Here is a 22,039-nt window from a genome sequence, read left to right as displayed (position 1 = left end):
AAAGAACATTTTTATTAAATTAAAATTAAAATCTATAATTTATTACAAAGATAAGGGATTGCAATGGTATAAATTATCAGAAAATTATATTTAAGAGGTGTTTTGTGTAAATGAAAAAATCCTATTTTCTATCGAATTTATAGACTATATTTTTAAAAATAGTAAGTAAATTTGCTTTTCACTGATTATAGTACTTTCTCTAAAACGTTTTCTGAGAATAATAATCGAAATCGCATTTGGCACGTTTTTAATCAATAGAAACGTCGTAATTTTACAAAAACACATTTACTATGAATTTATCACAAGAAGATTGGGTTAATCAGCTGACTGCTGACGAGAATGCAGTTATACTGGACGTAAGAACTGAAGACGAATTTAATGACGGCTATATTGAAAATGCCGTAAACATCGACATTAATAAAGGACAAGGGTTTATTTATGAAATCGAAGAGCTTGATAAAAACAAAAATTATTATGTGTATTGCCGTTCTGGTGCCAGAAGTGCCAAAGCATGTCAGATTATGAATGAGTTAGGGATTAGTAATGCCTACAATTTGCTTGGTGGAATTCTGGATTGGGAAGGTGAAACCGTAAACCCATAAGAGAGAAGAAGAGGCCTATAAAGCCTCTTTTTTCTTTTTCAAATGCTATTAATAACCAAACTATAACAGACCAAATTATGAGTTTAATACCCGAAGAATTTCAAATTAAAAATTTGATCAATCAAGATACTTATCTTGTAAATGGAGAATTAAAACCATGGACGGGACAGACAACCCCGGTTTTTTCGACCATTTCCTCAACCGAAAAATACACACCAACTTTATTAGGATCGATTCCGTTTATGGAAGAGAAAGAGGCTGCTGAAGTAGTGGAAGCTGCCAATACCGCTTACAACAAAGGTCAGGGTTTATGGCCAACGATGAAGGTGGTTGACCGTATTAAATGCATGGAAAATTTCGTAAAACAGATGAAGGAAACCCGCGAAGAGGTGGTGAAACTTTTAATGTGGGAAATTGGAAAGAATCTGGGCGATTCGCAAAAAGAATTTGACAGAACCGTTGAATATATTCAGGATACCATTGATAGTTATAAAGAACTGAACGGACGTAGTTCTCATTTTGAAAAAGTACAGGGTGTAAATGCGATGATTCGTCGTGGGCCACTTGGGGTAGTTTTGTGCCTTGGACCTTATAACTATCCTTTGAATGAGACTTTTTCATTGTTGATTCCTGCTTTAATTATGGGAAACACTGTGATTTTTAAACCTGCAAAACATGGTGTTTTATGTATTTCGCCTTTGCTGGAAGCGTTCAGAAGCAGTTTTCCGAAAGGAGTCATTAATATTGTTTACGGCCGCGGCCGAGAAGTAGCTTCGCCTATTATGAAGTCGGGAAAAATTGACGTTTTGGCACTAATTGGAAACAGTAAATCGGCCATAGCATTACAGGATCAGCATCCAAATAAAAACAGACTGCGTTTGATTTTAGGTCTGGAAGCGAAGAATCCTGCTATTATTTTACCCGATGCCGATTTAGATCTGGCGATTCAGGAATGTATTGCAGGAACTTTATCTTTTAACGGACAACGTTGCACGGCATTAAAAGTTCTGTACGTACATGAATCTATTGCGGAAGAATTCAATAAACGTTTTGCTGAAAAGGTAGACGGTCTGGCATTTGGAAATCCTTGGGAAAAAGGAGTTTCTTTAACACCGCTTCCGGAAACGGACAAGCCAAAATACATTCAGGGCTTAATTGATGATGCCCTACATAAGGGCGCAAAAGTATTGAATGAAAAAGGTGGGAAGCATAGTGAAAATTATATTTTTCCGGCAGTTTTGTATCCCGTAAACAAAGAAATGCGCGTGTATCATGAAGAGCAGTTTGGACCGGTGGTTCCCATTATTTCTTTCAAAGATATCAACGAGCCGCTTGAAGATATGGCCGAATCGAATTACGGACAACAGGTGAGTCTTTTTGGAAAAGATATTAAAACTTTGGCACCGCTTATTGATGCCTTAGTAAATTTAGTATGCAGAGTAAACCTCAACAGTTCTTGTCAGCGTGGCCCTGATGCCTTCCCGTTTACGGGGCGTAAAGATTCTGCTGTAGGAACTTTAAGTATTCCGGATGCCTTGCGTTCTTTCTCTATTCGTACGTTTGTGGCTTCAAAAGATATCGCTTATAACAATGAAATTTTGCAGGAATTGCTAAACAGCAGGGAATCGAATTTTATTAATACCGATTATATTTTGTAGTTTCCAAGGTTATATATTAATTGTAGAGGCCGTCTTTTTCTTTTTGAATTGGACGGTTTTTATTTTCTTTTTAAGTCTTTGATTTTCTGCGTGATTGAGGTTTTAACTTTATTGTTTATTTTTAGAAATAAATTTTTTGAATAATGTAACTTAAAGCTAAAAATGTCATCTAACTACTATAATCAATCAAACCACCAAAATCTTAAAACAAGTTATGGAAAAAAAATCACTTCAATTGCTATTTATAGCGTTTTTGTTTTTAGCACAAAATAGTTTTGCACAGGAACTTTACATGCCAAGAAATATTAAAGAATCTTATACGAACGGTGTTCGTTCTATGGATGGAAAACCCGGGAAAAATTATTGGCAAAATCATGGTAAATATGACATGGCTTTGACTGTAGATGCCAATACAAAAGTAGTTAGCGGGACCGAAACGATCGTGTATGAAAACAACAGTAATGATACGTTAAGAAATTTGCGAATTAGATTTGTGAATAATATTCATAAAAAAACTTCGCCACGAGCGGTATTAAATAGCGAAGGTTTTTTTACAGAAGGATTGACAATTACAAATTTGAAAATCGAAGGCGAAGTTTACAAAGAAGATGCAAAAAGCTGGGGTACAGTTGGGAGCGTAAAAATGAAGAAACCTTTGCCGCCTCATAGTAAAATTACAATTGATATCGATTGGAATTATCCGCTATCAGAAGTGAGCGGGAGAGAGGGGCAAATCGACAACACGACTTTTTTTGTAGCCTATAGTTATCCTCGTGTTTCTGTTTTTGATGATTACAACAAATGGGATAACCTGCCTCATACTTCAGGTCAGGAGTTTTATAATGATTTTAATGATTATACGTATTCTGTAAAAGCACCTAAAAATTATGTGGTTTACGGAACAGGAGATTTATTGAATCCGGATGAGGTCTTACAGCCTGAATTTGCTGCACGTTTAAAAAAATCATACGTAACAGATGAAATTTTACACATTGCCAATGAGCAGGAAATGAAAAGCGGTTTGGTAACAAAACAAAGCGATTGGAACGTTTGGAAATTTGAAGCTAAAAACATTACAGATGTGTGTTTTGGCTTAAGTGATCATTATTTATGGGATGCCGGAAGTGTAATTGTGGATAAAAAAACAAAGCGACGTGCCAGTATCCAAGCAGCTTATGATGTAAAAGGAACCGATTTTGAAAATTCGATTAAGTACAACCAATATGCTTTGGATTTCTTTTCACACAATTGGCCGGGAGTTCCCTATCCGTATTCTAAAATGACGGCTTTTCAGGGCTTTGCAGATATGGAATATCCAATGATGTGCAATGATTCGCAAATGGGAGATCCTGTTTTTGCACAATTGGTTCAGGATCATGAAGTAGCTCATACCTATTTTCCTTTTTATATGGGAATCAACGAAACGCGTTATGCTTTTATGGACGAAGGCTGGGCGACAACTTTTGAATATTTGATAGGAATCGCGGAGCATGGAAAAGAAGCTGCCGATAAGTTTTATAAAGAATTTCGAGTAGAGCAATATATAAATGACCCGTCTACAGAAGAAGATCAGCCTATCATCACGATGTCGTCACAGTTATCAGATTCAGGTTACGGCAATAATTCATACGGAAAAGCTTCTTTGTCTTACCTGGCTTTAAAAGACTTGTTGGGTGATGATTTGTTTAAAAAAGCATTGCATGCCTATATGGACAATTGGAATGGTAAACACCCGGTTCCATGGGATTATTTTAATTCGATCAATACAGCTTCGGGTAAAAATTTGAATTGGTTTTTTGATAATTGGTTTTTCACGAATAATTACTTAGATCTTTCCGTTAAAAAGGTGGCTAAGAATGTTATTTCTGTTGCCAATGTTGGTGGTTTTGCCATTCCGTTTGATGCCATTGTGACCTACGCAGATAATACGACAGAAACAGTTCATAGCACACCAGCTGTTTGGCAGGCGAATCAAAAACTGGCCGCAGTTACAGTGAAGAGCAGCAAGCAAATTAAAAAAGTAGTTCTAGATGGTGGTATTTTTATGGATGCCACTCCTGCCGACAATACCTGGTCAGGAAGATAAAAGAATACCACAGAAGTCGTTTTTTTTTAACTAAAAAGACGACTTCTGTGTTTTATAAAAGCAGCACAATAAGTTTTGAATTTTTAGTAACGAATTGAAAAAGTCCATAAGAAATGAATAGTCTACAAATTGTTTTTGGAAAAAAGATACTCTTCTTCAGTTTATTTGTATTGTCAACGAGTTTGGCATTTGCTCAAAATAAAAATAGAATTGAAATAGGAACCATAGATAGTATTTCGTCTAAAATTTTGAATGAAAATAGAAAAATATGGATTCATCTTCCTAAAAGTGCCCGAAATACTGGTTTAGCAAAGCAAAAGTACCCGGTCGTTTATTTACTCGATGCAGAGGGACATTTTAGCTCCGTTGTTGGGATAATTGAAGAAATGAGCGAAGTGAACGGAAACACAAATTGTCCTGAAATGATTATAGTGGGTATAACAAACACCAATAGGAATCGGGATTTAACCCCAACCCATTCGGAGGTTGATCCCCCGTTTGTACCCCAAAGCCTGAGTGATCAGTCTGGGGGAGGAGAAAAATTTGTTGAATTTCTTCAGAAAGAATTGATTCCGTATATCGACGGTAAATACCCCACAGCACCTTTTAAAACTTTGATTGGACATTCTTTTGGAGGGTTGACAGCCTTGAATATTCTGGCTAATCATACGGATTTATTTCACTCTTATATTGCGATCGATCCAAGTTTGTGGTGGGATCGTCAGAAGTTTTTAGCAGATACGAAGAAAAAATTAGCCAATAAAAACCTGTCAAAAGTTTCCTTATTTATGGCGGCTGCAAATACTATGGATGAGGGGATGAATATTGAAAAAGTTAGAAAAGATACAACACTTCTTACCAAACATATCCGCTCCATTTTAGATTTCAATGATTTTTTGGAGAACAATAAAAAGAGTAATCTGAATTATGAGTACCAGTATTACAGCGATGATAATCACGGATCTGTACCATTGATCGCAATCTATGATGGTCTGCGTTTTCTATTTAAGTTCAATCAGTTAAAACTTTCCATTACGGAACAGTTTAACTTTAATAAAGCGGTGTTTACTAAGATTGAAAAGCACTTCCAAAATGTCTCAAAACACTTAGGTTATACCGTTAATGTTCCTGAAAATACCATTAATGCATATGGCTACCAGTCTTTGGGTAAAAAAGATATGGAGCTGGCAGGTTATCTGTTCAGGTTAAATGTTGCCAATTATCCTCAAAGTCCAAATGTGTATGATTCCCTTGGAGATTTTTATGAAGCTAATGGAGATAAGAAAAATGCAATTGCCAGTTATGAAAAGACGCTGCTGTTGGATAAAAATTTTTCGGAAGCAAAGGAAAAGCTGGAAAAACTAAAATAACCGATTTAACAAAAACTTAAAATGTCAGGAGAAAAAGATTTGGAAAAATTGCTTAAAAGCATGAAACCTCAGCATAATTTAGGAGATTATGTTTTCTGTAAAGTAGAAAAGATGGAGAACATAGCTATGGAAGATATTGTAATGTTGTTCAAAGAAAATGAAGCAATTACTCTGATTTTGAAAAAAGAAACGGCAGATACCTTAAAACTGGATTACTCAGTTGTAATGTCCTGGATCACACTCACGGTGCATTCATCATTAGAAGCAGTTGGTTTGACAGCAGCATTTTCAAAGGCACTTTCTGAGAATGGAATAAGCTGTAATGTTGTGGCTGCTTTTTACCACGATCATATCTTTGTGGCTAAAAAAGACACAGACAAGGCTATGGAGGTTTTAAATTTATTTTCAGTCTAAATTAGGGTAAAATGGTAAAAAGTGGCGGTAAATATAAGAGAGGCAGAGTTATTGAATTTTCACCCTGACTATCTGTAAGTTAAATCTTAATTTTTGCATTAAAAAAAGTTAAAAAGGATGTGGAAGTCTGCTATTAAAAAACTACGTTTGCAAAAAAAATGAAAACCTACATTATTAATGAAAAAGAAACTATTTTTTATTGTTTTATTAATCTCTTTTAAAAGCTTTGCCCAAAACAATCCTAAAATCGCATTTCAGAAAAGCAGATACGAATTAGCTTTAGACTACTACGAAAAAGCGGATTATAAGAAAGCGATTGATTTATTTTATATTGCCTTTAAAATTAAACCTGATAATGAAATAGGTCAGGAATCGATTAAAAAAGTAGATACCTTAAGAACAGTTTTGAGAGAACATCTTTTAAAGCAGGCCATTGGTACCTGGAAGATGGTTGGAGATAAGCCGGTTTGGGCTGCTAATCAAAACAATGCAGCTTCTCAGAAAGATTTTGAGGAATTAATTGAGATCAAGGATAATGAAATCTCTTCGTATGAGAAAAATAAGAAAACGCAGGAAAAAAAACTTATCAAGTCTGAAAAATTAGTGTATTACAACAAAGAGAAATCAGATGCATTGTTTTCGGACATTATTTTATCTGATGGTACAGTTTGGAATTGCACCATAAATGGAAACGAATTGCATGTTATTAATGTTGCTAAGAAGGGAGATGGAGGTATTGAAAAAATAACCGACAATAATACAGAGCGATTTTATATAAAAGTAGAATAGTAAAAAAGGGAATCAACTTAGATTCCCTTTTTTGTTTTTATGAAATATCTTTGTGTGTAAAAGAGTAATTAATCTGGAGTAATAAGCAAAACAATGAAAATCAAAACAATATTAGCTTCGGAGACCTGGCTGATCAGGCATGAAGTAATGTGGCCCGATCAGCCGTTTGAATTTGTACAGTTAGAAGAAGATGCTTTAGGATTACACTTTGGCGTGTTTGTGCAGGATAAGTTGGTTTCAATTGTTTCCTGTTTCATCAGTGATGACGAAATGCAGTTCAGAAAGCTGGCGACACTAGAAGAATGTCAGGGGAAAGGCATTGGTTCTGAGCTTATAAAATATATTTTGCAATTAGCAAAAGAAAAGAAATTGAAAAAAGTTTGGTGTAACGCCAGAGTTAACAAAAAAGCTTTTTATGAGAAATTGGGCATGCAGGATACAGGGCAGATTTTTACAAAAGCCGGACAGGAATTTACCATAATGGAAGTTTTAATTTAAAAATTAAAATGCACTTTTAATCGTAAAATCTATATCCTCATGTATTTGTGATTTTGATGTTTTTTTGCTGGTTTTTAAAATGTTATCCATTTGATTCTGAATCAGACTCAATTTTTTATGATTTTTTGATAAGAAAGCACAACTTTTAATCATAATTTGAGTGCAATAAAATCCTGAAAACGTTTTCGTATTTTAATAAATGTTAAAGCTTATAAAAAAATCTTTTTTTCTTTCGATACTTTCCTTACTTTCGCAACCAAATGAGAAAGTTAATAGTCTTTTTAGTATTTATGAATTTGCTTCTGCTTGGCGGAGGGCAATATCTTAATGCGGGTACTCCTAAAGACTCTCATTCTCATCATCTTGAGAAAAGACACCGTGTGAAATTCACCAATCAGGATCAGGGCAGTTCGATCATAGAAGATGCGGACTGTGATACTGAAGAAGAATGCGTGGGAAGTGATGATCTTAAAGGTGGTCTTTCCAATCATTTGTTCGCAACAAACTACAGCTTACTTGACAGTTGGTATCTTTCCTTTGCTACCAGTCAAACTGCTGCAAACGATTATAATCGTTTTAAAATCTTCCTGCCATTCTTTGGCAACTCAAATCCTATCTACATTACTCAACGAGTACTAAGAATTTGATTCAACAATATATACATCGGTTGCCTAAGTTGTGATCTGCATATTTTGTTGATGTATTTTTTTGCTACTTCATCTTATATGAAAGTTAAGTTCTGACTAAGGGCACCTGATGCATTTTTTCATCTAAAGGAATCACTGTATTCCAAGCACTCAATCGCTTAATTTCCATTAAAATCATGAAAAGAATTATCTTGTTCACAGGCTTAATTGCCCTGGTGTGCCTAACTAGTTGTACAACTAAAAAAGAAGAAAAAGAAGAAGTAGAAAAATTTGTTGTTACCAATCCGGTAAAAATAGACACTTCGTTTACGAAACAGTACGTTTCACAAATCAAATCAGTACGTAACATTGAGATCCGTGCTCAGGAAAAAGGTTTTTTACAAAACATCTTTGTGGATGAAGGACAATTTGTAAAAAAAGGACAGCTGTTGTTTAAAATTATGCCCAATATGTATCAGGCAGAATTACTAAAAGCACAAGCTGAACAAAAATCAGTAGAAATAGAACTTCAAAATGCCAAATTACTGGCAGATAAAAATATCGTTTCTAAGAACGAATTAAGTGTAGCACAGGCAAAATTGCAATCTGCAAAAGCCGAAGTAGCATTGGCAAAACTTCATTTGTCATTTACAGAAATCAGAGCGCCGTTTGACGGAACTATCGATCGTATTCCATTAAAATTAGGAAGCCTTATTGATGAAGGTGAATTGATGACAAGTCTTTCAGACAACAGTCAGATGTTTGCTTATTTCAATGTTTCAGAACCGGAATATCTGCAGTATCAAACCGATGTAAAAGACCGCGCTGATAACAGAGTAAGTTTGGTTTTGGCTAACGGTGAAACTTTTAAAGAAAAAGGAAATGTAGAAGTTATCGAAAGCGAATTTAATAATGAAACCGGAAATATTGCGTTCAGAGCACGTTTCCCTAATTCAGGAAAATTGCTTAGAAATGGAGAAACAGGACAGGTTCAGATGATTGTTCCGCTTAAAAATGCCATTGTAATCCCTCAAAAAGCGACTTACGAAATTCAGGATAAAAAATACGTTTTTGTAATCGATAAAAACAATAAAGTAAATTCAAGAGAAATCACAATAACAGGCGAAATCCCTGATTTGTACGTGATAAAAACCGGACTTGCCGATACCGATAAAATTTTACTTGAAGGAGTTCAAAAAGTAAAAGAAAACGACAAAATCAAATATGAATTCCAATCTCCTAAAGCGGTAATGAACAATTTACGCTTAAAAGCAGAATAGGTTTAATCATTAAAAAAATAAAAAATGTTTAATAAATTTATTCAAAGACCTGTACTGTCGATAGTAATATCGCTTATAATTGTCTTTTTAGGAGTATTGTCGGTATTAAATTTACCTATCACGCAATTCCCTACAATCTCACCGCCAATGGTGAATGTTACTGCAGATTATCCCGGATCTAACGGTGAATTGATGATCAAGGCCGTTATTATTCCTTTAGAAAGAGCTTTAAATGGAGTTCCGGGAATGAAATACATGTCTTCTGATGCCGGAAATGATGGTGAGGCGACTATAAAAGTAGTTTTTAACTTAGGAACAGATCCCAACCAAGCGGCGGTTAACGTTCAGAATCGTGTAGCTTCGGTTACCAATAAATTGCCTCCATTGGTAATTAGAGAGGGTATAAAAATTACCCGAGAAGTGCCAAGTATGTTGATGTACGTGAACCTTTACAGTACAGACAAAAATACCGATATGAAGTTCTTGTACAACTACGCTGATATCAACGTACTTTCAGAATTGAAAAGGGTAAATGGTATTGGTTCCGGAGATATCCTGGGAACTCGTGAATATGCTATGCGTATCTGGCTGAAACCGGATCGTATGCTGGCGTACAAAATTTCTGCCGATGAGGTAATGGAAGCATTGTCAAGTCAAAGTTTGGAGGCTTCTCCGGGTAAAACAGGAGAAAGTTCAGGTAAACGTTCTCAGGCATTTGAATATGTATTGAAATATTCCGGACGTTTTACCACAAAAGAGCAATATGGAAATATTGTGGTAAAATCCAATGCTAACGGAGAACTTTTACGTTTGAAAGATATTGCCAATATTGAATTCGGAAGTTCGATGTATGATATTTACTCGAACTTAAATGGTAAGCCTTCTGCGGCTATTGTATTGAAACAGTCTTTTGGAAGTAATGCCAATCAGGTTATTGAGGAGGTAAAAGCGAAATTGGAAAAAATTAAGCAAAAATTTCCAAAAGGAATGGATTATGAGATTTCATACGACGTTTCTAAATTTTTGGATGCCTCTATCGAAAAAGTAATCCACACGCTGGTAGAAGCTTTTATTTTGGTAGGTTTAGTGGTATTTCTTTTCTTGGGAGATTGGCGTTCGACTGTTATTCCGGCAATTGCGGTACCGGTATCGTTGATCGGAACCTTTGTATTCATGACTTTCTTAGATATTTCATTGAACTTAATTACTTTGTTTGCTTTAGTATTAGCAATTGGAGTCGTCGTCGATGATGCGATCGTTGTGATCGAGGCAGTTCACGCCAAAATGGAAGAAGAACATCTGTCGCCTTTTAAAGCAACTAAAAAAGCGATGCATGAGATTGCAGGGGCAATTATAGCGATTACATTCCTGATGGCGGCGGTATTTATTCCGGTGGCATTCATGTCAGGTCCTGTTGGGGTGTTTTACCGTCAGTTCTCAGTTACTATGGCAACGGCGATTATACTTTCGGGTATTGTGGCTTTAACCTTGACACCGGCACTTTGTGCTATGATGTTAAAAAATAATCATGCTCTGCCTAAAAAGAAAACACCTGTTAATGTTTTTATAGATGGTTTTAACAATAAGTTTAATCTGGCTCAGGGGAAATATCAAAATGTATTAGGTAAGATCGTAAACAGAAGAGCCGTTACTATAATTGCTTTGTTAGGATTTTGTGCCGGAACATGGTTAGTGAGCAGCACCGTTCCTTCCGGATTTATTCCGAATGAGGATCAGGGAATGTTCTATGCTGTAATTCAGACACCTCCGGGTTCTTCATTAGAAAGAACCAACAATATTGCAGAGCGAGTTCAGAAAATTGCTGAAGATATAGACGGAGTAAAATCAGTTTCTTCATTGGCAGGTTACGAAATTCTTTCTGAAGGTACAGGAGCAAACTCAGGAACTTGTTTGGTTAACCTTAAGGATTGGAGCGATCGAAAAGAATCTGTTTTGGAGATCATGCATGAAATGGAGGAAAAATGTAAAGATATTGCAGGAGCTAATATCGAGTTTTTCCAACCGCCTGCTGTACCGGGATATGGTGCTGCCGGAGGATTTGAACTTCGTTTATTGGATAAAACAGGTTCCGGAGATTACAAAAAAATGGAAAAGGTAAATAATGATTTTGTTGCTGAATTGAACAGACATCAGGAATTGTCTAACGTGTTTAGTTTTTATAGCTCGAGTTTTCCTCAATACATGATGAAAGTCGACAATGATCTGGCACAACAAAAAGGAGTTTCTATCGAAAATGCCATGAATACCTTGTCAACTCTTGTGGGAAGTAACTATGAAATCAGTTTTATTAAATTCGGAATTAACTATAAAGTAATTGTTCAGGCTTCTCCGGAATATCGTGCTCAGCCCGATGATATCTTAAAATTGTATGTGAAAAACAACCGTGATGAAATGGTACCTTATTCCGCTTTTATGAGATTGGAAAAAGTATACGGACTTTCTGAAATCACAAGACACAATATGTACACTTCTACACAAATTAGTGGATCTGCTGCAGCGGGATATAGTTCCGGTACGGCAATTAAAGTTGTTCAGGAAGTTGCCGCCAAAAAATTACCTAGAGGATACGACATCGACTGGGCAGGTATTTCTGCTGATGAGGTAGCACAGGGGAATCAGGCAATCTGGGTATTCCTGATCTGTTTAGGATTCGTATATCTGGTACTGGCTGCTCAATACGAGAGTTTTATTTTACCATTGTCTGTAATTCTTTCTTTACCGGCAGGTATTTTTGGAGCTTTCTTTTTACTGAAATTAACAGGATTAGAGAACAACATTTACGCACAGGTGGCCATGGTAATGCTTATTGGTTTATTGGGTAAAAATGCTGTGTTGATTGTAGAGTTTGCAATCCAGCGACATGCTGCAGGTAAATCAGTTCTGGAAGCAGCAATGGAAGGAGCCAAAGCAAGGTTCCGTCCAATCTTGATGACTTCCTTTGCTTTTATTGCGGGTTTATTGCCACTTGCATTTGCTACCGGTCCCGGAAAAATTGGTAACCGTACGATTGGTACTGCTGCGGCAGGAGGTATGCTTATCGGAACGATTTGTGGGGTGTTTTTGATTCCTGGATTGTATTACATCTTTGGAAAAATAGCAGAGAGATACAAATTAGTGAAACATGAAGAAGAAAATCCATTAACAGAAGAAATTGATAACAATCATGTATAAATTCAAATCATATCAATATAGTATTGCATTGAGTGCATGTCTCATGGTTGCAGGGTGTAAAGCCCCTGCTCCTGAGACTACAACAACAAGCACACCAGTTCCAGAGTCGTTTGGTACAACAACTCAGAGTCAGGATGCAAACAACAATACGGCAGTATTAGCGTGGAAAGATTATTTTAAAGATCAGAATCTGGTAGAGCTAATTGATGTCGCGCTTAAGAACAATCAGGAATTAAACATTACTTTGCAGGAAATCGAGATTGCAAGAAATGACATTCGTGTAAAAAAAGGACTTCTACTGCCTACTGTTGGTGTTCGTGCCGGAGCGGGAGTAGAGAAAGTGGGGCGCTACACCAGTCAGGGTGCGGGTGATGCCAATACAGATATCAAACCAGGCGTAAAGACCCCGGATCCATTGGGAGATTTTACTATTTCGGCCTATGCAAACTGGGAAGTTGACATCTGGAAAAAACTGCGCAATTCTAAAAAAGCAGCTTTAAACCGATATTTAGCAACGGTAGAAGGGAAGAACTTTGTAATTACGAATCTTATTGCCGAAGTAGCCGATTCGTATTATGAGTTACTGGCTTTAGATACCCAATTGGACATTGTAAAACAAACCATCAAATTACAGACGAATGCTTTGGAAATTGTAAAAATTCAGAAGCAGGCGGCAAGAGCAACCGAACTGGGCGTGAAGAAGTTTGAAGCAGAGGTTTTAACTTCAAAAAGTCTGGAATTTGGAATTCTTCAGCAAATAAAAGAAACGGAGAATAAAATCAACTTTTTATTGGGAAGATATCCACAGGAAATCAAAAGAACCAATACAAACAACTTCCTGAGCTTACTACCGGCTGCGGTGAGTTCCGGAATTCCGTCTCAATTACTGGCAAATCGTCCTGATGTGAAACAGGCCGAATTAGAATTAGTCGCTTCAAAATTAGATGTAAAAGTGGCACGTGCAGAATTCTATCCTTCATTAGACATTTCAGCTGCGATAGGAGTACAGGCGTTTAAACCTTCTTATCTGTTAACATTTCCGGAGTCACTTCTGTATTCATTAGCCGGAGATCTGGCTGCACCACTGATCAACAGAAATGCGATTAAAGCAGAATTCGCCAGCGCAAATGCCAGACAGCTTCAGGCTTTGTACAATTACGATCGTACCATTTTGAATGCTTATTTAGAAGTGTCTAATCAACTTTCGAAGATCGAAAACTTACAAAAAGGGTATGATCTTAAATCGCAACAGGTAGATGCTTTGAACACTTCAATAGATGTTTCTAATGATTTGTTTAAATCGGCCAGAGTAGATTATTTTGAGGTTTTAATGACACAACGAGATGCATTAGAAGCCAAACTGGAATTGGTAGATACTAAAAAAGAACAATTGAATGCTGCAGTCCATGTTTACAGAGACTTAGGCGGTGGTTGGAAATAATATTGCTTTTTAATTTGTAGACAAAAGCCTTTCAAGATTTTATACTTGAGAGGCTTTTTTAATTGCGGGCGAAACGAATGTAAAAGAGATTATTTCAATTATTTAGCTTCTCGATTACTGCTAAAAGAATCTCTGAACATTTTCCAGCCTTTTGAAGTTTTCTTCCAGAGAACCAAAAATTTTCCATCATCCATTAATTCACCTTTGGAGTTTAAGGATTGCCACAAACCTTCTTCGGTGACATACTCTACACCGTCACCGTATACTGCTGTGGTAATAAACTTTCCGCCTCTTAGACCATATTCATCATAAGCTTTTCTGAAAAATTTGGCAGCACCTTCTTTTCCATAAATTTGTGGTGCGTTCGGGAGTAAGATAGAAGCATCTTCAGCATATCGGTCTATGAATAGGGAGGGATCATTATTTTTAAAAGAATCAAAATAAATGGCATTGCTTTCCTGTATTGCTTTTTTTGCTTCGCTTAAATCTGCTGTTTTATTTTTTGAAGAAGAAGTACAGCCGGAAAGCAACAAGACAATTGCAATGAATTTGAATGTCGGATCAATGAGATTTCGATTAAAAAATAGGTTGTAAAAACGCACTAAGAAAAAGGTTGATTTTGGATTCAATTCTGATGTAGTGGTAAAAGAATTCATAGTATAAAGTTTTTTGATTGACTATTATTTTTGTCAAAGATAGTCAGGTTAAAAACGTCTGAATTGTACAAATCGGAACTGAATTTTAAATAAAGGGGCTTAGTTTCTAAGGTACTAAGAATTAATTCTGTAATGCAGCGTATTCTTTTTAAATAATTAATTGATTGATAGGGAACTGGTTCTCTAAATAGGAAGTTGGCGTAGTTCCCGTAAAGGATTTAAAATCCCTTATAAAATGGGATTGATCAAAATAGCCGGAATCATAAGCAATAGAAGTAAAGGGATATTCGGTAGTGTTAATGAGCTTAAGACTGTGTTGGAAACGTTTGATTTTATTGAATGCTTTTGGAGCGAGTCCCGTATGCTGAAAGACTAGTTTATGAAGATAACGGGGCGTTATACCATATTTTACCGAAATACTGTTGATATTACTTTCCGTCGGGTCGTTGAGTAAACTCGATAAGATGTGAGCTACTTTTTCAATCTTATCCGCTCTTTTATCGTTTGTTATAATTTTTTGTATCAGGAATGCTTCGATCAGTTCGATCCTTTTTTTTATATCAGAAGTTTCTAAAAGCTGTTCGTGTAATTTTTTTATCGGATTACCAACTATATCTTCTAGATCGAAAATCTGATTGTTGAATATTCCGATATCATCCTTAAAAAAATAAGCTGCAGTATGAGTATAAAACCGAATTCCTAACATCATATGTTTGCCTTGTGACTTTATGGAAAGAGGTTTAGTGATCTGCCCCCAAAATTCAATTTTTGGAGTTTTGTAGAAAGTCTGGTCAACCAATGATTCCCAAATGCCATCGCCAAGATTGAAAATAATTTCCATTTCGCCACTCGGAAATACCGTGTCTTCAAACTCCTTATCCGAATCTGATTCAAAAATATAGTAATGTTTGATATAAGGCTTCAGGATTTCTGATGGCAAAAAATATTGGAATTGCATTTTACGGATGTTTAATTTTCAAATAGTAAATGGATTTTTAGGATTAATTTATTGATAGATGTAAAGTTATGAAAAATAGTAAGGCGAATTTTATCGTGGGGAACAGAAATTAAAGACGCACTTTTAGGTTTATAATTCTGATGTTATAGTGTGTAATGAAATCCAAAAGTTTTTAAACAAGTGTCACTCCTGCATTTTGATAAGGTTTTAAAGTTTCATCCTCCGGATCAATATTGGTCACCAGTACGTCAATATCTTTAATCGGACAAACGAAATAAGATTCAGCAGTGCCTACTTTTTCGATAGAGCCCAGAGCGATCACAAAATCAGAGTGTTGAATCATGTTTCTTTTTATTTGAGAATCATCGTGTAAAACTCCCGTAACACCACGTTCGTGATGAATGCTGCAAAGACCGAGAATACAAATGTTGGCTCTAAAATTTCGGAAAAAATCTATAGTTTCTATACTTGCAGTCGCGAAAGAAGTTTTGCACATTCTTCCCCCTGCAAAAATCAATTCGATATTGGGTAAATCTTCGATTAGAGCCGCTACAGGGAAACTGTTGGTAATAACCGTTATTTTCAAATCATAAGGGAAACTGGCTACTAAAGCTAATGAAGTGGTTCCGCCATCGATAAAAACAACCTGTCCGTCTTTTAAATAAGAGATTGCTTTTTCGGCTATTATTTTTTTGTTTTCAAGGTCATGTTTCTCTCTGTTTCTAAAATGAAGCGGAATCGGAGACGGGGCAACCGCACCTCCGCGAACAGCCTTTAACAATCCCTGATCTGAAAGTTCTTTTACATCCCGTCTTATCGTGTCTTCAGAAACATTTAAATAGACGCTAAGTTCTTGTAAAGTAAGTCGATGTTCTTTTGACAGGTATTCTAAAATTACTTTTTGACGTTCCTCTTTTTTCATGTTGTGCAAATTTATATTGCAAAAATAAGTTAAAATTGCAATACTTTGCAATATTTGCGTAAATTTGTTGCAAAATTAATCGAAATGAAAAAGAAAACTATTGCCATCGATATGGACGGCGTACTTGCCGACATTGAAGCACAATTAATAAAAGATTATAACGAAGAGAGCGGAACCTCACTTTCAAAAGAAAGCATTCAGGGATTAAGCGAAGAAGAAGCTTTTAGTGACAGGGTACTTTTGCGTAAAGTTTTGAATGCAGATAATTTTTTCAGAAATCTGCCGGTAATACCCGATGCAGTCGAAAGTTTACGCCGATTACAGGAAAACTTTGAAATATTTATTGTTTCAGCTGCGACTGAGTTTCCGGTATCACTGGCTGAGAAAGTAGCCTGGCTGGCAGAGCATTTTCCTTTTATCACATGGGAAAACATCATTTTATGTGGCAGTAAACGAATTATCAATACCGATTATATGATTGACGATCACAGGAAAAACTTAGATCATTGCATGGGAAAACCAATTATGTTTACCGCGTTTCATAACGTTAATCTGACGCACCATTTAAGGGTAAACAACTGGAAAGAAGCTGTTGAAGTTTTGGAAAAAGATATTGTATCTAATTTAAACTAAGGTTTATTTGCCTTAGAATGACGAAATAGTATACAGGATTAGTTTTTTATTAGCCTGTTTTTTGAAGGGAAAGAGCCTTTTGAGAGTAATCTTGAAAGGCTTTTTTTGTATAGGAAAGTTATTAGATAGTCAAATTATAATATTGAATTTATTTAGGTATAGATAGCTTTGCTTTAAATCCTTTATCGGGTGCTGTATCAAAAGTAATAGTTCCTTTAACGGCCTGGATGCGTTGTTCCATGTTTTGCAGACCATTTTTTGCAATAGAGGCCTTTTCAAAACCTTTACCGTTGTCGGTATAGTTTATAGCGATTGATTTCTCGTTATTTTCAAATTTTATTCCAACAATACTGGCATTGCTGTGTTTCCTCATATTCACCATTAATTCCTGTAAGATTCGGCTAATGGTGATCTTTTTAGTATCGTTAATCGTTTCCCAGTTGATGCTTTCTAAATTGGTGACAATAATGTTTCTTTCGTTGGTTTTGTAAGTCGAAAGCATTTCTTTAATGCTGTAAGTGAAATCTGCACCGGTCTCAATCTTGTTATTTTCTCTGGAGATTCCTCTAACACGTCCGTAAATATCATCTAGTTTTTGGAGTAGGTTTTCTCGGGTGTTTTCTTTAGATAAAGGCTGTGACTCTGCAAAAGCAATTACGTTATAGACATCGTTTGCCAATTCATCGTGGATTTTTTTCGCGATTCGGGCTTCCGTCATGTACGAGGTTTTAAATTCAATCGCCTTGTTTTTATTTTTGTAGTAACGTACTACAATTACAATTAGAATGGCTAAAAAAACAAAAGCAATGGCAAATACAATTCGTAAATATTTAGCTTTTTGGAGAGACAATTGATTTTGGGCTTTTTCTAAACGAAGTTTGGCATTTTCATCTTTCTCTACTTTAGCATCGTATTTAATTTTAGCAAACTTATTTTTAAAGTTGTTGCGAACCTTAATGATACTGTCGTTTAGTTTGAAATATCTTTGTACATATTGATTGGTCTTGGGGCTGTGATCATTTGAGATTAAAATTTGCAACGCTTCTAATCTTTCGTCTACACTGTTTAGTTTTGTAGCAATGTTGTAAGCTGCAAGAGCATTTTCATCTGATTTTTGAAGATCTTTTTTAGCATAGTAATCGGCAAGATGCAGATAACTTTCAATACTGCCGTAGGTATCTTTAGCTTCATTTCTGATCCTGAGTGCTTCATTCATTAGTTGAAATCCTTTTTCGTCCACTCCATTCTTAAAATAGGCATAACCCAGGTTATCTATAAGAATAACATTGCCAATTTCTTGATACCTTTTATTCAATGAATTTTTTCCTAAAATAGATTCTAGTAAAGAGATTGCTTTGTTATATTTTTTTTGCTGGATGTAAACAGCTGCAATATTGCTTAAAGGATCTAGTTTTTCAATAGGACTTTTAATATCTTTTGCTGATTCTTTATAGTAAGAAATAGCATCATCATAAAGTGAAAGTTCTTTGTCGGCAATTCCTAATCGATTATTTATTTCAGCAGTATAAACACTATTCTTTTTTACGTAAGATAATGCTTCGGTAACGGTTTCCTTACTACCGTAGTAATCTCCATTAACTTGCTGAATTGTCGCCATCATAATAAGTATATAACCGATATTGGCACTATCTTTTTTTCCACTTTCTTTTAAAGTTTCATAAAGTTGTTTTGATTTATAGAATTGATCAAAAGCAGTATTAAAGTTTTGTTTATTGTGATTTTCAATCCCTTGGTTTCGTAAATTAAGTGCCTCCTTACGGATAGCTTCTGTGTTAATATTATTGGTAGTATTTTCTTTACAGGAAAAAAGAAAAAGAAGGATAATAAAATAAAAAAACGGGGATCGTAACATATAAATTTACTTTCCCCGAAAATAGTAATTAATTTAGATACTAAAAATATATATTTACTCCGCTGGAGGAGGAGGAGGTGTTGTACCCTTATCACCAGGACCATCAGCAAAAGTTGGTTTTGCTGGAATGATTGCTTTTTCTTTTTCCTGTTTGGTTGGAGTTTCGTATTCATCTGGTGTACAGGAGAACATAGTGAATAGTATCGTGAAAGCGATAAAAATTATTAGCTTTTTCATTTTATTTAGATTTAGAAATTAGACATGGGTATTGCTGACCGGAAATAGTCCGGAGGTTGGTTAGGGCAATACCAATTTGGTTTTTGGGAAGTACAATGTGTAGAACTGTAAGACGTTTTTTATACTTCCCGAATAAAATCGGTCTTACGGTTTTTTTTACACTGTTAATTTGAACTAGTTTTATATTTTTGTTTTAATCTGCAGATAAAACTTGAACTAATTTCTATGGCAAAGAAAAGACACTTTAAAGCCTTTAATGGTAAGGGATTCCCAGAATTCCCTCGTTTTCCTGAGATTCCCAACAATTCCCGAAAATTCCCAAAAAAATACCATGCATAGCCAGACATTAGAAGAATATAAAAAAGCGATTAAGAGCAAATACGAGATCGAAAAAGAAGGTGAATACTTTGATTATTTGTACAACCCTTCGCGCGCAAAGCTCCGTGACTTATGTTGGCTTATTTTTGAAAATAACCCGACTCAGGACGACTTAAATGTTTTCAGAAATTTATTGTGTTTGGATTTTGATCATACACGAAAAAATAAGTTTAATGAACAAAAAGACAAGTTCAGACCGATCGAAACTTTCTTTAAAGGAGAGACTGATCCATCAAATATTGATGCCATAAATCTGGCAGCAATTATGGTAGACTTTCAACCTCGTCCTTTTAAAAAGTACAATGAAAAGTGCCGAATTAATGAGGTCAAACACATGATAAGTGTGGTCGAAATTAATGCAGCTGCTGAGGTCGAGATCATAGAAGAAGGCAACCTCATAGAAAGTTATCCCGAAAAAGGAAATCGTTTCTATAATTTTAAGTATGTACTCTCAAAAAAAATAGTTAAGAAGATCTATCCCAGAAAAATAATTACAGCTACAGTTGGGGCGGTCGCTTTTGTGTCTTCTGCACGTTTATACTTTGTGCGGAAAAAAGATCAAACGGAATAGTTTTGAAATGAAGGTGAGAAGCATTTTGAAAAATAAAATGCAGGAAGAAGTAAAATGAATCATTTTTTGAAACAAAATTTAGGCGTGTAAAGAGCATTTTTTTCGGCATATATTGGCTGTTATTTATACTATAAAGATAAGAAAAAAACACCAGTAAACCTAATGAAATCAAGGGTTTTTGGTATTTTTTTTACTTTTTAACAGAGAAATTTTATAAGATTTCGTTGTCGTATTTTTTACTTTTTGAGCCAATAAAATTTGTTCTAATTTCGTCAATGAAAGTGTAGGGAAATTACTTTATACAGCGTTTATCTTAAGACAAGAAATCTTTGAACCACAATCCCGAATGCTTGATGGTTCTTTGTTGGGTATCGAAATCTACATGTATCAATCCAAAACGGGCGTTGTAACCTTCGGCCCATTCAAAATTGTCAGTAAGTGTCCAGACAAAATAACCATCAACATTTAGACCCTCTTTTTTAGCTTTCAGAATTTGCTCCAAATGGTCCTGAATGTAGTGCGTACGTTTAATATCATATACCTTTCCATTTTTTAAAGTATCCGGAAAAGCGGCGCCATTTTCGGTAATAATAATCTTTTTGATGCCATTGTAGGCATTAAATTTTTTAAGGACCTCGTAAAGGGCAGGAGGGTAAACTTCCCATCCCATATCGGTTGAAATGACCTTTCTTTTTTCGGCACTGATTAATTCGGCACCGATATACGGAATAAGTAAAGACGATTTTACAACTTCACGGGTGTAACATTGCAGACCAATAAAATCAAAATCAAAAGACAAATTATTGAGATCATCTTCTACAATATAAGCATTGAGTTTCTTTAATACCGGTAAATCACCTTGGGGATAACCCAATCCTAGAATGGGTTCGATAAAAGTTCTGTTTAATAAAGTGTCTACTCGTTTTGCTGCTTCAATGTCTTTAGAAGACTGAGTTGCGGGTTCAATATGCGTACAGGAAAAAGTTGTTCCAATGTGAGCGTCCGGGATACGATTTCGTATTATTTTGGCACCTGCTGCTGTAGCTAAAGTGACATGGTGCATGGCTTTCAGGTAATTGGTAATGCCTTTTTTTCCCGGAGCATGAATACCCAAAAAATACCCCGCACCTGTAAAAACGGAGGGTTCATTGATTACCATCCAGTTTTTAACGCGATCACCAAAATTTTGCACACAGATTTCAACGTAGGCCGAAAACCAGTTAACCGATTCGCGATTGGTCCAGCCCCCTTTTTGCTCTAAATCATGAGGCAAGTCCCAGTGGTATAGTGTAATCCAGGGTTCAATTCCGGCTAATAGCAGAGCGTCAATGATTTTGTTGTAATAGGCTATTCCGGCCTGATTAATTGGAGGAACCCCGGTAGGCATGATTCGGGGCCAGCTGATCGAAAATCGAAAGTTCGGAATATTCAGCTCGCGAATTAAATCGATATCGTTTTGGTACGAATTATAAAAATCGCAAGCAGTTGAAGCATGATGTCCGTTCTTTATTTTTCCTTTCTGAGAGGTAAAAACATCCCAAATAGAAGGACCTTTTCCGTCGGTATCGTGTGCGCCTTCAATTTGGAAAGCGGCGGTTGAAACACCCCACAAGAAATCATCTCCAAATTGGTTTTTGTGCAAAAATGAGGTCTCAACTTTATTCATTCAATGGTACTTTCCTTTTTAAAATTGTAATTTATTAATGCAGGAAAGAAGATTGCATCGCTCTTAAAAAAAGCCATTCTTTGAATGAAACCAGAAAATTTAGATTAAAGAATTTCATAACGTTTAGTTTTATTCAAATTAATAAAACTAATGTGAATTAAATGTAAAGTCATTATTATCAAATGTTTA

The 22,039-nt window shown here is 35.6% G+C and carries 19 protein-coding genes; 13 read left to right on the top strand and 6 right to left on the bottom strand.

Translation table 11 applies throughout. The features are described 5' to 3' along the window. Positions 1-290 precede the first annotated feature (290 nt). From JO950_RS10560 to JO950_RS10510, 11 genes are all read left to right on the top strand, one after another. On the top strand, positions 291-602 hold the full coding sequence (locus tag JO950_RS10560; RefSeq protein ID WP_202702604.1) for a rhodanese-like domain-containing protein: 312 nt from the start codon (positions 291-293) through the stop codon (positions 600-602). A 77-nt stretch (positions 603-679) separates the two neighbouring features. Beyond that, complete coding sequence (locus JO950_RS10555) at positions 680-2,260, top strand: NADP-dependent glyceraldehyde-3-phosphate dehydrogenase (RefSeq protein WP_202702603.1); 1,581 nt, start codon at positions 680-682, stop codon at positions 2,258-2,260. Positions 2,261-2,474: 214 nt separating this feature from the next. Further along, positions 2,475-4,346, top strand: coding sequence for a M1 family metallopeptidase (locus JO950_RS10550; protein WP_202702602.1), 1,872 nt, complete (start codon positions 2,475-2,477; stop codon positions 4,344-4,346). 113 nt (positions 4,347-4,459) lie between these two features. After that, entirely contained in the window at positions 4,460-5,716 is a 1,257-nt protein-coding gene (locus tag JO950_RS10545; RefSeq protein WP_202702601.1) for an alpha/beta hydrolase-fold protein, read from the top strand. 21 nt (positions 5,717-5,737) lie between these two features. Further along, positions 5,738-6,130: an ACT domain-containing protein gene (locus JO950_RS10540; RefSeq protein ID WP_202702600.1), complete on the top strand. Its 393-nt coding sequence runs from the start codon at positions 5,738-5,740 to the stop codon at positions 6,128-6,130. 177 nt (positions 6,131-6,307) lie between these two features. After that, positions 6,308-6,919: a hypothetical protein gene (locus JO950_RS10535; protein ID WP_202702599.1), complete on the top strand. Its 612-nt coding sequence runs from the start codon at positions 6,308-6,310 to the stop codon at positions 6,917-6,919. Between the two features lie 93 nt (positions 6,920-7,012). Continuing rightward, a complete protein-coding gene (locus JO950_RS10530) occupies positions 7,013-7,417 on the top strand; it encodes a GNAT family N-acetyltransferase (protein WP_202702598.1) in 405 nt (134 codons plus the stop codon). Between the two features lie 260 nt (positions 7,418-7,677). Further along, positions 7,678-8,064 (top strand): hypothetical protein, encoded by a 387-nt coding sequence (locus JO950_RS10525; protein WP_237732335.1) that lies wholly within the window; start codon positions 7,678-7,680, stop codon positions 8,062-8,064. A gap of 176 nt (positions 8,065-8,240) precedes the next feature. Continuing rightward, positions 8,241-9,323 (top strand): efflux RND transporter periplasmic adaptor subunit, encoded by a 1,083-nt coding sequence (locus JO950_RS10520; protein ID WP_202702597.1) that lies wholly within the window; start codon positions 8,241-8,243, stop codon positions 9,321-9,323. A gap of 24 nt (positions 9,324-9,347) precedes the next feature. Then, positions 9,348-12,515 (top strand): efflux RND transporter permease subunit, encoded by a 3,168-nt coding sequence (locus JO950_RS10515; protein WP_202702596.1) that lies wholly within the window; start codon positions 9,348-9,350, stop codon positions 12,513-12,515. Then, positions 12,508-13,956: a TolC family protein gene (locus JO950_RS10510; RefSeq protein WP_202702595.1), complete on the top strand. Its 1,449-nt coding sequence runs from the start codon at positions 12,508-12,510 to the stop codon at positions 13,954-13,956. Before JO950_RS10515 ends, JO950_RS10510 begins: the two co-directional genes overlap by 8 nt. Positions 13,957-14,054: 98 nt before the next feature. Here JO950_RS10510 and JO950_RS10505 read toward each other — a convergent pair whose 3' ends face one another. From JO950_RS10505 to JO950_RS10495, 3 genes are all read right to left on the bottom strand, one after another. After that, positions 14,055-14,612, bottom strand: a complete 558-nt coding sequence (locus JO950_RS10505) for a DUF4440 domain-containing protein (protein WP_202702594.1) — start codon at positions 14,610-14,612, stop codon at positions 14,055-14,057. A 148-nt stretch (positions 14,613-14,760) separates the two neighbouring features. After that, positions 14,761-15,570: a helix-turn-helix domain-containing protein gene (locus JO950_RS10500; RefSeq protein ID WP_202702593.1), complete on the bottom strand. Its 810-nt coding sequence runs from the start codon at positions 15,568-15,570 to the stop codon at positions 14,761-14,763. A 172-nt stretch (positions 15,571-15,742) separates the two neighbouring features. Beyond that, positions 15,743-16,492 (bottom strand): DeoR/GlpR family DNA-binding transcription regulator, encoded by a 750-nt coding sequence (locus JO950_RS10495; RefSeq protein ID WP_070907378.1) that lies wholly within the window; start codon positions 16,490-16,492, stop codon positions 15,743-15,745. An 84-nt stretch (positions 16,493-16,576) separates the two neighbouring features. Between JO950_RS10495 and JO950_RS10490 the strand changes: the two genes are divergently transcribed. After that, positions 16,577-17,125 carry a 5'(3')-deoxyribonucleotidase gene (locus JO950_RS10490; protein ID WP_202702592.1) on the top strand — a complete coding sequence of 183 codons (549 nt, stop codon included), beginning with the start codon at positions 16,577-16,579 and terminating at the stop codon, positions 17,123-17,125. Positions 17,126-17,273: 148 nt separating this feature from the next. Here JO950_RS10490 and JO950_RS10485 read toward each other — a convergent pair whose 3' ends face one another. Beyond that, a complete protein-coding gene (locus tag JO950_RS10485; RefSeq protein WP_202702591.1) occupies positions 17,274-18,998 on the bottom strand; it encodes a tetratricopeptide repeat-containing sensor histidine kinase in 1,725 nt (574 codons plus the stop codon). A 54-nt stretch (positions 18,999-19,052) separates the two neighbouring features. Then, entirely contained in the window at positions 19,053-19,235 is a 183-nt protein-coding gene (locus tag JO950_RS10480) for a hypothetical protein (protein WP_202702607.1), read from the bottom strand. A 331-nt stretch (positions 19,236-19,566) separates the two neighbouring features. Here JO950_RS10480 and JO950_RS10475 point away from each other — a divergent pair, with 331 nt between their 5' ends. Continuing rightward, entirely contained in the window at positions 19,567-20,184 is a 618-nt protein-coding gene (locus tag JO950_RS10475) for a hypothetical protein (protein ID WP_202702590.1), read from the top strand. Positions 20,185-20,497: 313 nt separating this feature from the next. On the opposite strand, the gene JO950_RS10470 is transcribed toward JO950_RS10475, so the two are convergent. Then, positions 20,498-21,850, bottom strand: a complete 1,353-nt coding sequence (locus tag JO950_RS10470; protein WP_202702589.1) for a GH1 family beta-glucosidase — start codon at positions 21,848-21,850, stop codon at positions 20,498-20,500. Positions 21,851-22,039: the final 189 nt, after the last annotated feature.

The sequence above is a fragment of the Flavobacterium sp. UGB4466 genome (genome assembly GCF_903469665.1).
In the GTDB taxonomy this organism is placed as follows: Bacteria; Bacteroidota; Bacteroidia; order Flavobacteriales; family Flavobacteriaceae; genus Flavobacterium; species Flavobacterium lipolyticum.
The sequence above is the reverse complement of the archived record's forward strand: the minus strand, read 5'-3'. Positions and strand labels throughout refer to the sequence as shown.